The sequence below is a fragment of the Alteromonas sp. AWQ4_252 genome (genome assembly GCF_056158205.1).
In genome coordinates, this window is sequence record NZ_JBSWSV010000001.1 from 1,403,095 (window position 1) to 1,420,406 (window position 17,312).

A 17,312-nucleotide genomic window follows, 5' to 3' on the forward strand; every position below is an offset into this window, starting at 1 on the left:
TTGAAAAAGAGCCGGCACATGCCGGTTTTTTTATATCCCCACCTAAACAATAATATTAAATCTAAAGAAAAAGTTACGCTATTTCAGCTAGCTTACACTAAGCTAAAAGGCAATGTTAAATATCAGACAATAAGACAGATTTTGGAAGGTCGGTCAGATTGTCAGCCAAGCCGTGATAAAGGACCCCTATGTCGATTAAACGCAGATTCCTGGTTGCTATTACGATTGTAATAGTTGTTTTCACCGTCATTATTGGCACCGTTACAACTCTGACAATTACGTCAGATATGGAAACCCAGGTGGAAACGCAAAAAGCAAAAACATCGAACCAGTTACTCAATATTTTTGCTATTACCGATTCTCTTATGTCTGAACGCGTAAAAAGTAGTATGGCATTGCTCAAACAGCGGGGGCTGGCACTGGGAACACCATCTCAAAGCGGAGATGTGATGGTCAAAGAAACCTTATCTACAGAGCTCTTACTAGGCGGTAAACCTCAGGCTAATAAATTCGAATTGGTAGATGGACTTACAGACGTCATGGGGGGAACCGCTACCCTGTTTAGCCGTCGTGGTGACGACTTTATTCGCGTCAGCACCAATGTCATTAAAGACGGCCAGCGTGCCGTTGGTACAAAGCTGTCACCCACGGGTAAGGCTATGGCGAAAATAAAACAAGGTCAGGCATATTATGGCGAGGTGGACATTTTAGGCAGCCCTTATCTTACCGGCTACGAGCCCATGTTTAATGCCAGCAATCAAGTGATTGGTATTTGGTATGTAGGTTATTCAGCTGATTTGAAGATGTTGGAGGATGTCATACTGAGCAGCCGTTTGCTTGAGAATGGCTTTGTTGCGCTACGAGATGGTAAGGGAAATGTGAGAATGCATTCTTCACACGTAACTGAGCGAGATGTGAACAGCGCACTAGCCGGCAACGAGGATTGGGGGCTCACTGTGGTGCCATTTTCTGCTTGGGGTTACGACATCATTTTGGGTGAGTCAAACCAAGAAAAAAACGCTATGGTGCGTAATGCCATTCTGGTTCTGCTGTTTAAAATCCTTATCGCTGGGGGAATTATCCTGGGTTGTCTAGTGCTGCTGGTAAAACGGTATGTGGGCCAGCCGCTGGATGAGTTTAACCAGGTTGTTACTGACCTGGCTAGCGGTGAGGGAGACCTGACCTATCGTTTTAAAAACACCAACGACGATGAATTCGGTACAATGGCGAAAGCTTTTAATCGCTTATTAGCCCAATTACAATCGACATTACAAAGCGTAGACAGCGGGACGAAAGCGATGCTCACCAAATCACAGACGCTGAGTAGGGCGGCAACTGATTCACAAACTACTGTAAACGCATTGACGGGAGAAACCCAGGCCATCACTCAGGCAGTAGAAGAATTGCAGCACAGCGCGGTAGCTGTATCTGATAATATTCATCGCGCCAGTGATGCTGCTTCTGCTGCAGATACAGACACCCGGCACAGTGTCAGTGTGTTAAAGGATACTATCAGTGATATTGAAAAGCAGGCACAGGATATAGACGCGACTGTTGATGTGATCTCTAATCTTGCCCGCTCCAGCGAAGAAATAAGTGGCGTAATGGATGTTATCCGCAATATTGCGGAACAAACTAATTTACTGGCTTTGAATGCAGCCATTGAGGCTGCGCGAGCTGGAGAACAAGGCCGTGGTTTTGCTGTAGTGGCTGACGAAGTACGTTCACTGGCCAGTCGTACCCAAGCATCTACAGAAGAAATTCGAGTGATGATAGAGCGGTTGCAACAAGGAAGTCGTGACGCATCTGGCAGAATGCAACTTAATAAAGATAATGCTTTCGCTACTGTAGAGGTGACGCAAGCCGCGGGTGAAACTTTGCAAAAAGCCCTTAGCGCAGTCGCTACCATTACATCCCTTAATGCAGATACGGCGACTATGGCGAGTCAGCAAGCAACATTATCTCAGGATGTCTCTCAGCGTTTAGTTAGCATTCAGTCAGTAGGGAATGAAAATCAGGCCCATGCACAAAGTGTTGCCAACGACTGCACAGCGTTGGTAGAACAAATAGCGGCGATGCAACAACAACTATCTCATTATAAATTTTAAGGAGCAAGAAGAGCGTTATGTATCTTTGCCGTAATATACCTCAACGCGCAGTGCGATGCCGTACGATGGCTTGAAGTCTTCTTCTTCGAGCCACAGAACAAAGGGCTCGACTTCGTAAAATAGCCAGTCCCTAGTGGGGTTTGTACGATACCTGACGCTGGAGTATACCTCTGTCAGAGAGCGATGGGGTTGCTCTGTACCTTCAGTATACAGCGTATAGATCACGGCGGATTTTACTGATAGTGGTTGAAGATATTGCACGTCGTGGCGCCAGAACCATGCTTTTCTGTCATCGCGATAATAATAGCGATTATTGAAACGAAAAACGTGGTCTCGCGTGCTCAGGTACTGAAGGGTTGCGCCAGCTTCAGCACCAAAACCATCCCGATTGTAGTAGTATAGTTCGGTATCGTAAAACAAGGCGAGTTGTTGATTAAAAGACCATACATCCTGAAATCGTGACTTTCCGTAAATTTGACCGCGACGACCGGTTCCCAGTCGATGGGAAAGTCGGGCGTTATCACTGGATTTATATCGCAGTGCAATGGTGGTGTTGTCCTGGCCTCGGGTTTGTTGCACCCTTGCTGCCTTAATGGCATTGCGGCTATCGCTTTCCTCTGAGTCACTCAGTACCAGGTCGACTCTGTCTTCCAGTGCTGGCAACTTTACTCGAACGCGGAAACGCAAGTCGACCTCTGACAGGTCGCGGCTGCGTGGTTCCCACCCAAGACTGACTCTGCCCTCGGCCCTGGCATTGCGGTATGCGTCACTACCTGCTACAGCGAAAAAACTGTCTAACTGGCGTGCGGTATAGTCCATAGATTGGGTGAGTTCCTGCTGCCAGGAATCGAACCAAAGTTTATTGGCTTTTTCCGGAACGACAATGTCAGGTTGTATGTCATCAGAAGACGCCTTTGAGGTAATCGCTGGCGCTGACAGACATATCAACAGTACTATACATGACATGAATGCTCGTTAACTTATCCGTGTAGTAAGGTGTAGCATGCAAGGTTACGAGTAAGAGGTCAAAGCGAATTATAGATCACAGGCGATAAATTGCCGCAATCCTGCGACACACTTTAAATAATGTCGTGAAAGCTGTCTCTGGCAGTGGCATACTGTATGTCATAGTTGTAGATGGAGATTTTCAATGGGTGGAATTAGTATTTGGCAATTACTTATTGTGTTAGTAATTGTAGTTTTGTTGTTTGGAACCAAGCGGTTAAAAAGTATCGGCTCAGATTTAGGCGGTGCGGTTAAAGGCTTTAAGAAAGCAGTAACTGACGAAGAGGCCGATGCCGATTTCAACGAAGAGAAGCGAGTGGCACGCAAAGAGACTGCTGAAGATGTAAAAGCAGACACTAAGGCAGACGTTAAAGAAAAATCCTGATGTTTGATATTGGCTTTTGGGAAATCCTGGTTATCGGCGTGCTGGCGCTCCTGATTTTAGGGCCTGAGCGACTTCCAGGCGCTTTGCGTTCCACTATTAACACTGTTCGTAGTATACGAAATACCGCGACTGGTTTTAAGCAGGAGATGGAGCATCAGTTACGCGTGCACGAATTGCACGAAAACCTGAAAAAAGCCGAGCAACAGGGTCTCAAAGATATTTCGCCAGAGTTGCAGCAAAGCGTCGATGAGCTAAAAGGCGCAGCAGAATCTGTGCAAGAACCATATAAAAAGAAATAGATGTCTGACGCTAATTCACTTATATCTCACCTTATCGAGTTGCGCAGCAGGGTGTTAAAAGCGCTGGCCAGTGTATTGGTCGTGTTTCTTTGTCTTGCGTATTTCGCACAAGACTTATACCGCTTGTTAGCTGAACCTTTGTTGCAGTCGTTACCTGAGAACTCATCAATGATCGCCACTGATGTGGCATCGCCTTTTTTCGCCCCGTTTAAGCTTACCCTGGTGCTGTCGTTTTTTATCGCTATTCCCTATGTTTTGTATCAGGTATGGGCTTTTGTAGCACCAGGCTTATACAAAAATGAGAAAAAGCTTGTTGCACCGCTTCTGTTTTCAAGTACGTTGCTTTTTTATGCTGGAATGGCCTTTGCGTATTTCGTGGTATTCCCCATCGCATTCGCCTTTTTCAACAGTGTTGCGCCGGAAGGTGTAACGGTTAGTACAGACATATCAAGTTATCTCAACTTTGTTTTAAAACTATTTTTTGCTTTTGGTGTCTCATTTGAAATCCCCATAGCCATCATCTTGTTGTGCTGGACGGGGGTGACCGATGCTAAAACCCTGCGCGCCAAGCGACCTTACGTTGTTGTTGGAGCGTTTATTGTGGGCATGTTACTAACGCCTCCCGATGTGATATCGCAAACTCTACTGGCTGTACCAATGTGGTTTTTGTTTGAGGTTGGCGTTATCGTCGGTGGCTTTTATGCGGGTAACAAAGCCGACGAAGATGAGGAAATACAGTCCGACAATACATCCGAGTCAGTCGCCGAAGAAAATCGTTTAGAAAAATAATGACAAAGTCAGGAATTACCATGAAAAAAACCGTTCACATTGCCGGAGCAGTACTTTTAGTCTTGCTATCTTCAGTGTCTCAGGCTGAAACCGTTGCCGATGCCATGCAAGCATGCCGAAACGAGCAAAATGATTTAAAGCGGTTAATATGTTTTGACGCCGTTGCGGAATCCATGAATATATATGCTGGAGCTACTAAGTCAGTGGATGATATTGCCAGCGAAAGGCCTACCCAACAGGCGGTTATTGCATCCCCGAGCAGCCCCTCAAGAGGAGATGACTTCGGCCTTGAATCTCAGCGTTTAGCAAAAGAAAACTTGCCATCTACACTGGGCGCAACTGTGGCGAGCATCACGGAGAGTCCTCGAGGGGACCGAATAATTACCCTTGATAATGGCATGGTGTGGCGTGAAAATGACAAGCGCAGCAATCTACGTGTTAACGAAGGTGATACAGTCGTTATCGAGCGTGGTGTGCTTGGTGCGTTTTACCTGGGTAAAGAGGGTCAAAACAGTCGCATGTCAGTGCGTCGGGTTGAATAGTCGTATTAAGTGCTGGCCAAGTGAAATGGTTTGATGCAGGTGTCAATCTTCTCGATAAAAGATTCGAGGCTGACGAGGTGATACAGCGCGCCCTTGCCGCGGGCGTGACTAAGCTGTGTGTGATCACTACAGAGCCCAGTGAATGGGAACAAGCAGCATCTCTTTATCTCCGTTACCCTGATGTCTTGTGTTATACAGTTGGTTGTCATCCTCACAATGCTAAACTTATGACTGCCGCAGATTTTACGCTGCTGGAAGCGCACCTTTCGCTTCCAGGAGTGGTGGCTGTTGGGGAGTGCGGGCTTGATTTCAACCGGGATTTTTCTCCCCGGAATATTCAGGAAAGTGTTTTCAAAGCTCAGCTTGAGATAGCTGTTGCACACAAAAAGCCAGTTTACCTACATGAAAGAGATGCGCTTGATAGGCAAATGGCATGTCTAAATGGCTTTAAAGGTCAGTTGGTCGGTGGTGTTGCTCATTGTTTTACCGGCGGAATTGATGCAATGAAAGCGTATTTGCAGGAAGGTCTGTACATTGGTGTTACCGGGTGGGTTTGCGACCCTCGCCGAGGTGAAGCCCTTCGTGAGGCAATAGCTGAATTACCTCTCGAAAAATTGATTTTAGAAACAGATGCACCTTATTTGTTTCCGAAAAACCGTCGTCCACGAGTGCGAAATAATGAACCTGCATTTATAGCGTCGGTGGGCGAAATGATTGCTAATATAAAAGCGCAGTCCATTGATGATATTGCAGCCAAAAGCTTTGCTAATACCTGCGATTTATTCGGGTTACCTGACTAGGGGGCAGCATGGAAATCAATGCGAGCACAGTTCGTCGTTACGATGAGTGGCTAATTGCAATTACTGTGATCGTTGTTGCGCTTTTCGTTTATACTGTAAACCCTTATATTGAATTGGAAGCACAACAAGGTAAGCTTTCACAGATAGAGCATCTTCAGTCGCCACCGGCAAGCAGTGTGACTCTATCGGAACTTGCTTATTCAAATTCATTAGACTGGGTAGCAATCGAAAATCCCGTCAATCTTGGCATGCTAGCCGATTCACAATGGTTTAGATTCACTATTGAGGCGAATGAGCAAAATCATTCTCCCTTGCTGCTGGAAGTCGCTTACCCTTTGCTCGATAACATTACAGTAGCGTATTTTGTACCAGGTCAACGTCAGCCTCTTGTTATCTATCGCGGCGGAGATTCTCTGGCGTTCGAAGACTGGGTCATTAAATACCCTTCTATGCTGTTCCCTGTGCCGCTTACAAACAAATCCTTGCAGGTGGTGCTAAAGGTGCAATCTAACGGGTCAATCAAGGTGCCTGTCAGAGTATGGGAAAAAGTCACATTTATCGAGAAATCCAGCGGTCTGACGCTATTAATGGGGTGCTTTTTAGGATTTTTACTTGCTATTGGGTTGAGCAATTTTTTCTTTTTTCTGACAACCCATAGCAACGTGTTCCTTTCTTACACTTGTTACGTGTTTAGTCTGGCTCTGACATTATCGGCGATGAATGGTCATGCATATGCCTATTTGTGGCCAGACTGGGTGTGGTTCGAACACAGGGCTGTAGCCGTTTTCGCTAATGCCGCAATTATGTTCGCCATGTTTTTCTCCCGCCAGTTGCTGGACATTACACAGTACAGCATGCGTCTGGACAAAGCGCTGAAGTGGGTGGGTATTCTGTTCGGCGCAAATGTACTTATAAGTATTATTCTCCCCTACGGTTATCTCATCAAAGCCTTTTTGGTACTACTTTGCCTGGTAGTTATGTTTATCTTCTTCATTGGCGTCTGGCTTAGTTTCAAAGGGCATATTGTTGCCCGCTACTATTCTATTGCGTGGGGCATCATTCTGCTGAGCGGCTTCTTAGCGAGTATGGATAATCTTGGAATTTGGATACTTCCGGTACCGTCAATTTATCTATTGATGCTCGGTGCGACCGTTGAAACTATCTTACTTGCCTTTGTTATTGCTATTAGCTACAGCCAGCATAAAGATGCCGTTTATGCTTCCCGCCAACGCGCATTGACGCAGGAACAGGCTGCACTTGCAGCAAGAGAGGACTTACTCACTCTGGAAAAGCAGCATCAGGATGATCTTGAGTACAAAGTTCAGGAGCGCACTCTGGAACTTGAAATAGCCCTCAGGGAACTGTCTGCGGCCAATCAGGAGTTAGAAACCCTCAACAGTATCGACTCGCTCACAGGTATTAAAAACCGCCGACAGTTTGATAAACGCCTGTTAGCCGAGAGTAGACGAAGTCGTCGAGAACAAACGCCATTGAGTGTCGCGATGGTAGATATTGACCACTTCAAGAACATTAACGACACTTATGGGCACAGTGCTGGTGATGAATGTATTCGGCACGTCGCAAACTTATTAAAACTATTGTTGCGACGTTCTTCTGACGATGTGTGTCGGTATGGCGGCGAGGAGTTTGGTATTATCCTGCCGAACACTGACGAAGAAGGGGCTCGCCAGGTGTTGGAGTCCATGCGTGAAAAAGTTGAAAATACACCCGTGGTAGTGGACGGACAAGTTATCCCCATGACCATCAGTGCGGGTGTTGCGTCCACGGTTATCGTTCACGCAGAACACGAAGCTAAATTGCTTAAATTTGCTGATGCACAGCTCTATGTGGCGAAACAGCAAGGCAGAAACCGCGTTGTTGCGGAATATTTTACGGGAGACTAACATGTCAATTTCTTCTTTTCCCGCGAAAAGAATGCGTCGCTTACGCAGTCAGGATGCACTGCGTGATATGGTGGCAGAAAGCCACTTAACAGTTAATGATTTAATTTATCCGGTATTTATTTTACCAGGAAAAAATAAACGAGAGTCAGTTCCCTCCATGCCAGGTGTGGAGAGAATGTCTGTGGATGTGCTGATGATTCACCTTGCACCGCTTGTAGAGATGGGGTTGCCCGCGCTGGCGTTATTCCCGGTTACTCCTTTGGAGTTGAAGTCAGATTGCGCCAAAGAAGCGTTTAATTCCCAAGGGCTGGCACAACAGGCTTTGCGTACGCTAAAGAGGGAATTTCCGCATCTCATGCTAATGTCTGATGTGGCATTGGACCCTTTCACATCACATGGTCAGGATGGTCTTATAAACAGTGAAGGCTACGTGATGAACGACGAAACTGTCGACGTTCTGGTGCAGCAGGCTTTGTCCCACGCTGATGCTGGCGCTGACATCATTGCTCCTTCAGATATGATGGACGGACGTATAGGTACTATCAGAGAGTCATTGGAAAACAATGGCTACATAAATACCTGTATCATGGCTTATTCTGCGAAATATGCCTCGAGTTACTACGGGCCTTTTCGTGATGCAGTAGGCTCCGCGGGCAACATCAAGGGTGGAAACAAGAAAACTTATCAGATGAACCCTGCTAATTCTGACGAGGCTATTCACGAGATAGCCATGGATCTTCAGGAGGGTGCTGATATGGTAATGGTCAAACCAGGTATGCCGTATCTCGATATTGTCAGACGTTGTAAAGCCGAGTTGCAAGTCCCCACTTTTGTCTATCAGGTGAGTGGCGAGTACGCTATGCACAAAGCCGCGTTTAATAATGGCTGGCTAAATGAAGATGCCGTTATTTTAGAGTCTTTATTGGCATTCAAGCGGGCGGGTGCTGATGGCGTACTAACCTACTTTGCGCCACAAGCTATTTCATTACTCAAAGGATAAGTAAAACAGCGCAGAACTGAGAGTTGGAAACATCTGCCCTACAGCGCAATGCTGCCAACCCGGCTACTGACAGGTAAGCTTCCAGCCTGCTCTGTGTTGTAACCATGTTTCATTTGCCAATTCGGCGTTTATTAACGGGTGCGCCGCTAACCAGCCTGACGGAAATACAAGTGTCCAGGCGTCGTCGTCTGCTTGTAGTTGCACTTCCGGTATGTGCTTATTTTGTCTGCGCAGGCAGACTACTACCGCGATCCGCAACACCCGAAGTAGCCCTTCTAACATAGGGCGAACCTCGTCGTGATAGTGAGCAAATCGGGAACGATCTATACTTAATCGATGCCCCTGAACCAGATCGCGAATGGCTACTCTTTGAAGCTTAGTAAAACCAGGCAAATCTGCGTAGGTGAGAATATATGCCCCGTGCTCGTGGTGTTTCTTAAATTCAATGTGTAAACCCGTTTCATGCAAAGACGCTGCAGCGCCCAATACTGCTTCGGTATCAAGATGACAAAGGCTGGTTTGAGCGCATAATTGATGACACAGACGCAAGGCTAGGCCTCTCACCGATTCAGCGTGATGTCTGTCAATATGATAACGTGAAATCATTTGATTAATAGTCTGACTGCGACGATCATTTTCCTGCAGATTGTCTAACATGCCGTAGATCAACCCTTCCCGTAATGCGCCCCCGGATATATTCATATCTTTGATTTTCAAGCGCTCAAACAGGGTGATAAGAATGGCCAGCCCGCTTGGGAATATAGGTTTTCTGGACTCTTCAAGGCCTTTGATATGTAGCTTGTCAATGTGACCACAGCGAATACATTGCTCACGAAGATCATAGAGGTAATCGAGGCGAATGGCGTCGCTAATGCCCTGTGCTACCAAAATTTCCGTAATGGCTTGAGGTGTGCCGGAAGCACCCAGGCAATTGTGCCAGTCGAAACACAGGAATGTGTCAGCGGTGCCAGCGAGCTGTAAGTCAGCATGATGCTGAGCCGCTGCAAAATTTTGTTGTGAAATTATTCCGCCTTTGAAGTAGCGCTCCATGAAGGTCACGCAGCCCATGTCCATACTCACCAGATGAATAGGATGCATGTCATTGCCAATGATAATTTCTGTGCTGGCGCCACCAATGTCGATCACCAGGGAATTCCCCTGATTAGCGGAAGTATAAGCGACCCCCAGGTATATCTGACGCGCTTCTTCCTCGCCGCTTATAACATTGAGGTCGTGCCCTAAAATTTCCTCAGCTTTGGAAATAAACGTGCGGGCGTTAGTTGCCAGGCGAAGGGTTGCGGTAGCAACGACTTTAACGTTGGAGCGGGGAATATCCTGCAATCTCTCAGCAAAAGTTTGCAGGCATTGCCAGCCTCGCTCCATGCTAATATCATCAAGTTCCAGTGATTCGTTCAGGCCTGCAGCCAGTCTGACTTTTTGTTTAATTTTTCCAATGATTTGGACACTGCCGTTGACCACGTGAACCACGACCATATGGAAACTGTTGGAACCCAGGTCAACCGCCGCATAGTACTCGCCGTGAACTACGGTATCATGTTGAATTTCTGGCTGCATAAAACCCTTTAGCTAGACGTTTTTCTACTGTTACCACCGTTGCCACGGCCCTTACCTCTTCGGGAGGCATTCCTGTTGTTAGCCGGTCTACGACGGCGTGGTCGCGGTGGCTTTACATCGTCGAGAAGCGCGCTTTTGTCAAAATCAGTAACCGGAATTGGGTGCTGAATGTACTCCTCAATGTCCGGCAGGTTTTGGGCGTATTTTTCACACGCAAAGCTAATGGCTTGTCCACTTTGTCCCGCACGGCCAGTCCTTCCTATACGGTGTACATAATCTTCGGCATCATCGGGTAAATCATAATTAAAGACATGCGTGACCTTGTCGATGTGTAATCCACGGGCTGCGACGTCTGTAGCCACCAGAATATCAAGCTTGTTGGTGGTAAAGTCATCCAGAATAGACAATCGCTTTTTCTGAGGAACATCGCCACTAAGCATACCTACACGATGACCATCGGCCGACAACCAATCTGTTACGCGTTCACAACCACTTTTGGTGTTGGCGAAAACAATGGCTTTATCCGGCCATTCCTCTTCAAGTAACGTGAGTAACAGCAGCATCTTATCGTCATCAGATGGATAAAAGAGTTCCTCTTTTACTCGCGTTGCCGTTTTTCGTTCAGGTTCAACCTGTACATGAGTCGGATTATTCATGTGTTCATATGCCAGTTCCTGAACCCTGTAACTGAGTGTAGCAGAGAAAAGCATACTTAATCGCTGAGTAGCAGGAGGCATTCTACGGAATAAAAAGCGAATATCCTTGATAAAACCCAAATCGAACATACGATCTGCTTCATCAAGCACAGCAGCTTGTATATTATCCAGGGTAAAAACGCCCTGTTTGTAATAGTCTAGTATGCGGCCCGTCGTACCAATGACAATATCTACCCCTTCTTGCAGGGATTCACGTTGACTTTGGTATCCTTCGCCCCCATATATTAAAGCAAGTGAGAGACCGGTGTGCTCGCTTAGAGGCTTGGCATCATTATAAATTTGCACTGCCAGTTCGCGGGTAGGTGCCATAATGATGGCACGAGGACCAGGTTTACCAGTGACGTTGTCTTGTGCTTTTTCCAATAGGTGGTGGAAAGTTGCGACAAGAAATGCCATTGTTTTGCCGGTGCCTGTTTGCGCCTGGCCAGCGATATCCAAACCTTCTAACAACGGAGGTAAGGCAAGCGCCTGAATAGGTGTGCAGTGCGTAAAGTTTGCTGATTTAAGTGCCGTAATGACTTTGTCATTTATGGGTAAATCAGAAAAATGTGTTTCAGTTAAATGTGTTGTTTGCATAGCTTATAGCTTATCTGTGCTTGCATCAAAAACGGTTTCTTATAACACTAATGGTAAAGCTGAGACAAATCAGCTGCTGACCAAATATTGGAGAAAAGAATGAGCGACAAAATTATCAAGTTAACTGACGACAAATTTGAAGCAGATGTTATCAATGCTGATGGCCCTGTGCTAGTTGACTTCTGGGCCGAATGGTGTGGCCCCTGTAAAATGATCGCACCAATTCTTGAAGAAGTTGCGACCGAGTTTGAAGGCAAATTAACAGTTGGTAAGTTGAATGTCGATGAAAATAATGAAACACCGCCAAAATATGGCATTCGTGGCATTCCAACATTACTGTTATTCAAGAACGGTAATGTAGCTGCAACAAAGGTTGGTGCATTGTCGAAAACTCAACTTGCTGAGTTCTTAAACGAAAATCTATAAGTTATGGAGCGTGACCTCAGGTCCGTCTCTATAAATTAAAAAAACTGCTGTCTTTGACGGCAGTTTTTTGTTTTTGGGTGTTCGACATCACTGTTCTTTGCAACTATTTGCCGTGGTTAAATGGCCGTATAACCCACAGAATGTAAAAGTTTTTAACATATGAAGGAAAAAAAGTGGACGCTGGCTAAATAAGGTGCTAACTTTTACTTATTAGCTCAAGCCGAGCTGCGCACTGCTTACGTCCAACCTGGGCGAACATCTATTCCAAATATTAATTTTAATCAGGGGCTAGCGTCCCGTAAATGAAGTTCAAGCACAAAGACCCACCAGTATGAATTTAACCGAACTTAAGAACAAGCCGATCAACGAACTGGTCGCCCTGGCCGAAGAAATGGGCCTGGAAAATATGGCGCGAGCCAGAAAACAAGACATTATCTTCTCCATTCTGAAAAACCACGCTAAAGGCGGTGAAGATATATTCGGAGACGGCGTTCTCGAAATCTTACAGGATGGCTTTGGCTTTTTGCGGTCCGCAGATTCATCCTACCTGGCTGGCCCTGATGATATTTATGTATCACCCAGCCAGATTCGAAGGTTCAACCTTCGTACAGGCGACACGATTTCAGGGAAAATCAGACCGCCAAAAGACAGTGAACGCTACTTTGCCCTGCTGAAAATTCGTGAAGTTAACTTCGACAAGCCAGAAAACTCCCGCAATAAAATCCTCTTCGAAAACTTAACTCCTCTGCATGCCGCTGATCGCCTGCGTATGGAGCGTGGAAACGGTTCTTCAGAAGACATCACCGCACGGGTTCTGGATTTGGCATCGCCAATCGGTAGAGGTCAGCGTGGTCTTATCGTTGCTCCACCTAAAGCTGGTAAAACGCTATTGTTGCAGAATATTGCTCAGTCTATTGCCGCCAATCACCCCGAGTGTGAACTGATGGTATTGCTTATCGATGAGCGTCCGGAAGAAGTTACAGAAATGCACCGCTTAGTGCGTGGTGAAGTTGTGGCCTCAACCTTCGATGAGCCGGCAAGTCGACACGTGCAAGTAGCGGAAATGGTAATCGAGAAAGCCAAGCGCTTGGTTGAACACAAAAAAGATGTGGTGATTCTGCTCGATTCTATTACCCGTTTGGCTCGTGCTTACAACACGGTTATCCCATCATCAGGTAAAGTACTTACTGGTGGTGTAGATGCCAATGCATTGCATAAACCCAAGCGTTTCTTCGGAGCTGCCCGTAATGTTGAAGAAGGTGGCAGTTTAACCATCATCGCCACAGCACTTATCGATACCGGTTCTAAGATGGACGAAGTTATCTACGAAGAGTTCAAGGGTACAGGTAACATGGAGTTGCACCTGAATCGTAAGATTGCTGAGAAACGAGTTTTCCCTGCTATTGATTTCAACCGTTCAGGTACCCGTCGTGAAGAGCTACTGACTAGCCAGGATGAACTGCAAAAGATGTGGATCCTGCGCAAAATTGTCCATGAAATGTCGGAAATTGATGCGATGGAATTCCTCATTAATAAACTGTCGATGACCAAAACCAACGACGAATTCTTCGACGCCATGAAGCGTCAGAAAAGCTAAAACAGCGAATTGGTAAAAAAGCGGGCTAGCCCGCTTTTTTTGTGTCTGCAATCCGCCGGCTGGGTGCTACTAACAAAGGTGACGTGTTTTCCAACCCTTTTAGGGTATAACAAACTGGTCATAATTCTGGCGTATGTTGATAATTATCAACAAAGTGGTGTGCATATGAAATTCGACTCAATTAAGTCCCGTTTACTCTTAATGACGTTAATTTGTGTTTTGGGTATGGTGCTGATGGTGGCTAACCAGCATTTTTTTACCAAAACATTATTTAGGTTGCAGGCGCAGCACCACTTGCTATTGAATCTTGAAAAGGAGTTGTTGCAATTACGCCGCCATGAAAAAGATTTTTTGCTGCGACACCAAATGGCTTACTTTCATAAGTTTACTAGCAGGGCAGAGCACTTTAACAGGCAGCTATCCGCTTTGTCTCCACTACTTAACCAGTATGATTTACCAGTGGAAAAAACAGGTGAATTGGCGAAAAGCATGCACGATTACCAGCAACTGTTTCAGCAATTAGTAACATTGCAAAATCAGCTGGGGTTACATGGGCAATCCGGCTTGCGAGGAAAGCTTAATGACCTGGAAGCGTCCATGGCAGCGTCGTCGTTTTTTAGTTATGGCAGTGACGCTTACCCATTGAAGGTAGGCCTACAGCTGGCCAATCAAAGTTACTTGCTGGATAAAAACAGCTTTCATCGTCAAGACGTCAGGCAAGCTCTGGAAAAGCTCAACCAGCTTGCTAAAACGCAGAATGATACCCAGGCACTGACTGTTATCAAACAGTACGACAACACATTTTCACAACTGAGTAATGCTTATAATACTATGGGGCTAACCCATAACGACGGGTTGCAAGGAGAGTTTCGACGCCAGGCTCACGATGTAGAGGAGAAGCTCAGAAGTGTGGGTTCTGCATTGCAGCCTATGATTGAAAGTCAGCAGCAAAAAGTAAAAATAGTGAGTTTATCTATCGCCGCGGGCACATCCGTCGTGCTGGTGTTACTGCTGGTCAAAAGTTTCGCGACCTTTCAACGGGCTTTTGCTAACTTTGTCATGTTTTTTTATCGTTGCAAACGGCAATATCAAAAAATAGACACGCGAAAACTCGGTTTTTCTGAGTTCAAGTCGTTGGCTGAGTTGGCGAATGAGATGGTCGAGTCGCGGCGTGACATAGAAAGTAAACTCGCGAAAGCAGAGGCTAAGTTAGAAAAAAGTAACACCCACTCTGCTTAGAAATGCAATGTAAGGCTAGTTAAAAATGAAATATTCTACCCTGGGAAGCAGTGAGTTATCTGTTTCTGAAGTATGTCTGGGCACTATGACCTGGGGAATACAAAACAACCAGAACGACACGGATACGCAAATGGGCATTGCGTTAGATAGCGGAGTCAATTTTATCGATACCGCTGAAATGTATCCCATTCCTCCTAATGAACCTACCAGCGGTGATACTGAGCGCATGCTTGGGGACTGGTTGTCACGTCATCAGTCACAGCGAAGTAATCTGGTTATAATGACTAAAATTGCCGGGTCTGGCATTCGTTGGATCCGTGACGGCGGCGACATCACAGGTGAAGCAATTGCCTCAGCGCTGGACTCGTCTTTGGCTCGCCTGCAAACCGATTATGTGGATGTGTACCAACTCCACTGGCCCAATCGCACCACACCCCATTTTGGCAAGCATTGGCCGGGTAAAATATCAGCGGAAAATATCAACAGGGAAGAAGAAATTGCTGGAATGCGAGATATGCTTGAGGGCATTCGCAACGCCTTAGAAAGTGGCAAAATTCGTCACTGGGGCTTGTCCGATGATACACCCTGGGGCATTCATACGTTTTTAAACTTGTGCAAAGAAATGAATATTCCTCCTCCTGTCTCTATTCAGAATGAATTTAGTTTACTGCATGGGAAAGACTGGCCTTATCTTATTGAAATGTGTCAGTTAGAGAATATTGCTTACCTACCTTGGTCGCCGTTGGCCACAGGCATGCTATCCGGAAAATACTTAGATGATGCACGACCTAAAGGGTCGCGGTGGACATTTGTGCAACGTCAGGGGTTGTTTCGGAATAAGGCGTTGGCGCATGAGGCCACGCGTCGCTATGCGGAAATTGCCCGTCGGGCAAACATGACCCCTTCCCAATTAGCTCTGGCATGGTGCCAACAAGTACCTGGCGTCACCTCTACAATCATCGGTGCCACGACACCCTCTCAGTTGACTGAAAACATTAAGGCATTTGAACTTACGTTAGACGAGGCGGTACTGCGACAAATTCACGATGTTTATAAGCGTTATCCTCAGCCTTTCTGAGCGTGAGGTTGATGCAGCGAAAGAAAGGGGAGGATAGCTCGTAGACGAGCGTCATGGATATGTCATAAATACGACATAGACTAGTGTCACTGATACTAGTGAGTAATTGTATGACGCTCTCAACCACCAACACGGAACAGGTGCTACAGGCCGGAGCGCCTCGTCATTCTGCACAAAACTGGTTATTGCTGATGGCATTGGTTTATTTGATGCTACTGGCAGTATCTATGATAGGCAGTGGTTTTAAATTTGCCACTGCTGACCATGCAAAGGGGCTATTTGAATTTGCCTCTAACCCTGTGATGGGGCTTATCATCGGCATGGTCAGTACCGCATTAATTCAGTCGTCCAGCACTGTCACGTCCATAATTGTTGCCATGGTAGCCGGTGGCTTGCCTATCACTATTGCTGTTCCAATGATAATGGGCGCAAATATTGGTACAAGTATTACAAATACCATAGTAAGTCTGGGCCACGTTGCCCGAAAAGATGAATTCAAAAATGCTTTTCACGCCGCAACTATTCACGATTTTTTTAATGTGTTGGCCGTACTCGTTTTCCTGCCATTGGAAATCGCTACCGGTGTGCTGGAGAAAAGTAGTGAATATTTGGTCAGCCTGATGCATATGGATGGCGGTTTGGCGATGGATGGTGTGAATCCAATCAAAGCAGTAACCCAGCCTGTTGTGAATTGGGTCACAGACGCATTAATGTTCTTACCGTCGGTGTATCCGGGAATTGCTAAAATTGCTATCGGGATATTGCTAATTGTGCTCTCAATCACGTTTATGGGTAAAATCATGAAAGTGTTAATGGTGGGTAAAGCAAAAGAGGTTTTACACACTAGTATCGGTAAAGGCCCGGTATCAGGGATTGCGTCCGGGGCTGTAATGACGGTGTTGGTACAATCATCATCTACCACCACATCACTCATGGTGCCTTTAGTTGGAAGTGGTATATTGCGGGCCAAAGATATTTATCCATTCACTTTGGGGGCAAACATTGGTACCTGTATAACAGCTCTTATTGCTGCACTGGCTATTACCGGTCCTATGGGTGGGTTTGCCATGCAAATTGCACTGGTTCACTTACTTTTTAATATCGCTTCTGTGCTACTAATTTTCGGCATACCGTTTCTTAGGAATATCCCCCTTAAATTGTCTTACGGGCTGGCTTGTGCAGCGTCGGAACGCAAGGTATACGGGGCTGCATATATCGCTGGGCTTTTCTTTGTTGTGCCGTTATCAGTGATTTTCCTGTCACAATAAAAAAC

Annotated in this window: 16 protein-coding genes; 13 read left to right on the forward strand and 3 right to left on the reverse strand. The window is 46.1% G+C overall.

Annotated features, from left to right (window positions below; translation table 11 throughout):
• The first annotated feature begins 188 nt into the window (after window positions 1–188).
• Window positions 189–2,108 carry a methyl-accepting chemotaxis protein gene (locus ACXACM_RS06100; protein WP_474820484.1) on the forward strand — a complete coding sequence of 640 codons (1,920 nt, stop codon included), beginning with the start codon at window positions 189–191 and terminating at the stop codon, window positions 2,106–2,108.
• Between the two features lie 15 nt (window positions 2,109–2,123).
• Here ACXACM_RS06100 and ACXACM_RS06105 read toward each other — a convergent pair whose 3' ends face one another.
• Window positions 2,124–3,074: a hypothetical protein gene (locus ACXACM_RS06105; RefSeq protein ID WP_474820485.1), complete on the reverse strand. Its 951-nt coding sequence runs from the start codon at window positions 3,072–3,074 to the stop codon at window positions 2,124–2,126.
• A 184-nt stretch (window positions 3,075–3,258) separates the two neighbouring features.
• On the opposite strand from ACXACM_RS06105, the gene tatA reads away from it, so the two are divergent.
• From tatA to hemB, 7 genes are read left to right on the forward strand one after another with little or no spacing between them, the layout of a single operon-like run.
• The gene (gene tatA, locus ACXACM_RS06110) at window positions 3,259–3,498 is read left to right on the forward strand and encodes a Sec-independent protein translocase subunit TatA (RefSeq protein WP_474820486.1); all 240 of its coding nucleotides are present in this window, start codon (window positions 3,259–3,261) and stop codon (window positions 3,496–3,498) included.
• Window positions 3,498–3,797 (forward strand): Sec-independent protein translocase protein TatB, encoded by a 300-nt coding sequence (gene tatB / locus ACXACM_RS06115; RefSeq protein WP_474820488.1) that lies wholly within the window; start codon window positions 3,498–3,500, stop codon window positions 3,795–3,797. Before tatA ends, tatB begins: the two co-directional genes overlap by 1 nt.
• Entirely contained in the window at window positions 3,798–4,586 is a 789-nt protein-coding gene (gene tatC / locus ACXACM_RS06120) for a twin-arginine translocase subunit TatC (RefSeq protein WP_474820490.1), read from the forward strand. It abuts the gene before it with no gap.
• A gap of 20 nt (window positions 4,587–4,606) precedes the next feature.
• Window positions 4,607–5,128 (forward strand): type 2 periplasmic-binding domain-containing protein, encoded by a 522-nt coding sequence (locus tag ACXACM_RS06125; protein ID WP_474820491.1) that lies wholly within the window; start codon window positions 4,607–4,609, stop codon window positions 5,126–5,128.
• Window positions 5,129–5,148: 20 nt separating this feature from the next.
• Window positions 5,149–5,928 carry a TatD family hydrolase gene (locus ACXACM_RS06130; RefSeq protein ID WP_474820492.1) on the forward strand — a complete coding sequence of 260 codons (780 nt, stop codon included), beginning with the start codon at window positions 5,149–5,151 and terminating at the stop codon, window positions 5,926–5,928.
• An 8-nt stretch (window positions 5,929–5,936) separates the two neighbouring features.
• The gene (locus tag ACXACM_RS06135) at window positions 5,937–7,832 is read left to right on the forward strand and encodes a sensor domain-containing diguanylate cyclase (protein WP_474820494.1); all 1,896 of its coding nucleotides are present in this window, start codon (window positions 5,937–5,939) and stop codon (window positions 7,830–7,832) included.
• A gap of 1 nt (window position 7,833) precedes the next feature.
• Window positions 7,834–8,832 carry a porphobilinogen synthase gene (gene hemB, locus ACXACM_RS06140; RefSeq protein WP_474820495.1) on the forward strand — a complete coding sequence of 333 codons (999 nt, stop codon included), beginning with the start codon at window positions 7,834–7,836 and terminating at the stop codon, window positions 8,830–8,832.
• A 63-nt stretch (window positions 8,833–8,895) separates the two neighbouring features.
• On the opposite strand, the gene ACXACM_RS06145 is transcribed toward hemB, so the two are convergent.
• Both ACXACM_RS06145 and rhlB read right to left on the reverse strand, forming a co-directional pair.
• Window positions 8,896–10,407, reverse strand: coding sequence for a Ppx/GppA phosphatase family protein (locus ACXACM_RS06145; RefSeq protein ID WP_474820497.1), 1,512 nt, complete (start codon window positions 10,405–10,407; stop codon window positions 8,896–8,898).
• Between the two features lie 8 nt (window positions 10,408–10,415).
• Window positions 10,416–11,699 (reverse strand): ATP-dependent RNA helicase RhlB, encoded by a 1,284-nt coding sequence (gene rhlB, locus ACXACM_RS06150; protein WP_474820498.1) that lies wholly within the window; start codon window positions 11,697–11,699, stop codon window positions 10,416–10,418.
• A gap of 99 nt (window positions 11,700–11,798) precedes the next feature.
• Between rhlB and trxA the strand changes: the two genes are divergently transcribed.
• From trxA to ACXACM_RS06175, 5 genes are all read left to right on the forward strand, one after another.
• Window positions 11,799–12,125, forward strand: coding sequence for a thioredoxin TrxA (gene trxA, locus ACXACM_RS06155; protein ID WP_474820499.1), 327 nt, complete (start codon window positions 11,799–11,801; stop codon window positions 12,123–12,125).
• Between the two features lie 331 nt (window positions 12,126–12,456).
• Complete coding sequence (gene rho, locus ACXACM_RS06160; protein ID WP_216027565.1) at window positions 12,457–13,722, forward strand: transcription termination factor Rho; 1,266 nt, start codon at window positions 12,457–12,459, stop codon at window positions 13,720–13,722.
• 165 nt (window positions 13,723–13,887) lie between these two features.
• Entirely contained in the window at window positions 13,888–14,961 is a 1,074-nt protein-coding gene (locus ACXACM_RS06165; protein ID WP_474820501.1) for a chemotaxis protein, read from the forward strand.
• A gap of 25 nt (window positions 14,962–14,986) precedes the next feature.
• The gene (locus ACXACM_RS06170; RefSeq protein ID WP_474820502.1) at window positions 14,987–16,039 is read left to right on the forward strand and encodes an aldo/keto reductase; all 1,053 of its coding nucleotides are present in this window, start codon (window positions 14,987–14,989) and stop codon (window positions 16,037–16,039) included.
• A 110-nt stretch (window positions 16,040–16,149) separates the two neighbouring features.
• Window positions 16,150–17,307 carry a Na/Pi symporter gene (locus tag ACXACM_RS06175; protein WP_474820504.1) on the forward strand — a complete coding sequence of 386 codons (1,158 nt, stop codon included), beginning with the start codon at window positions 16,150–16,152 and terminating at the stop codon, window positions 17,305–17,307.
• The last annotated feature ends 5 nt before the right edge of the window (window positions 17,308–17,312 follow it).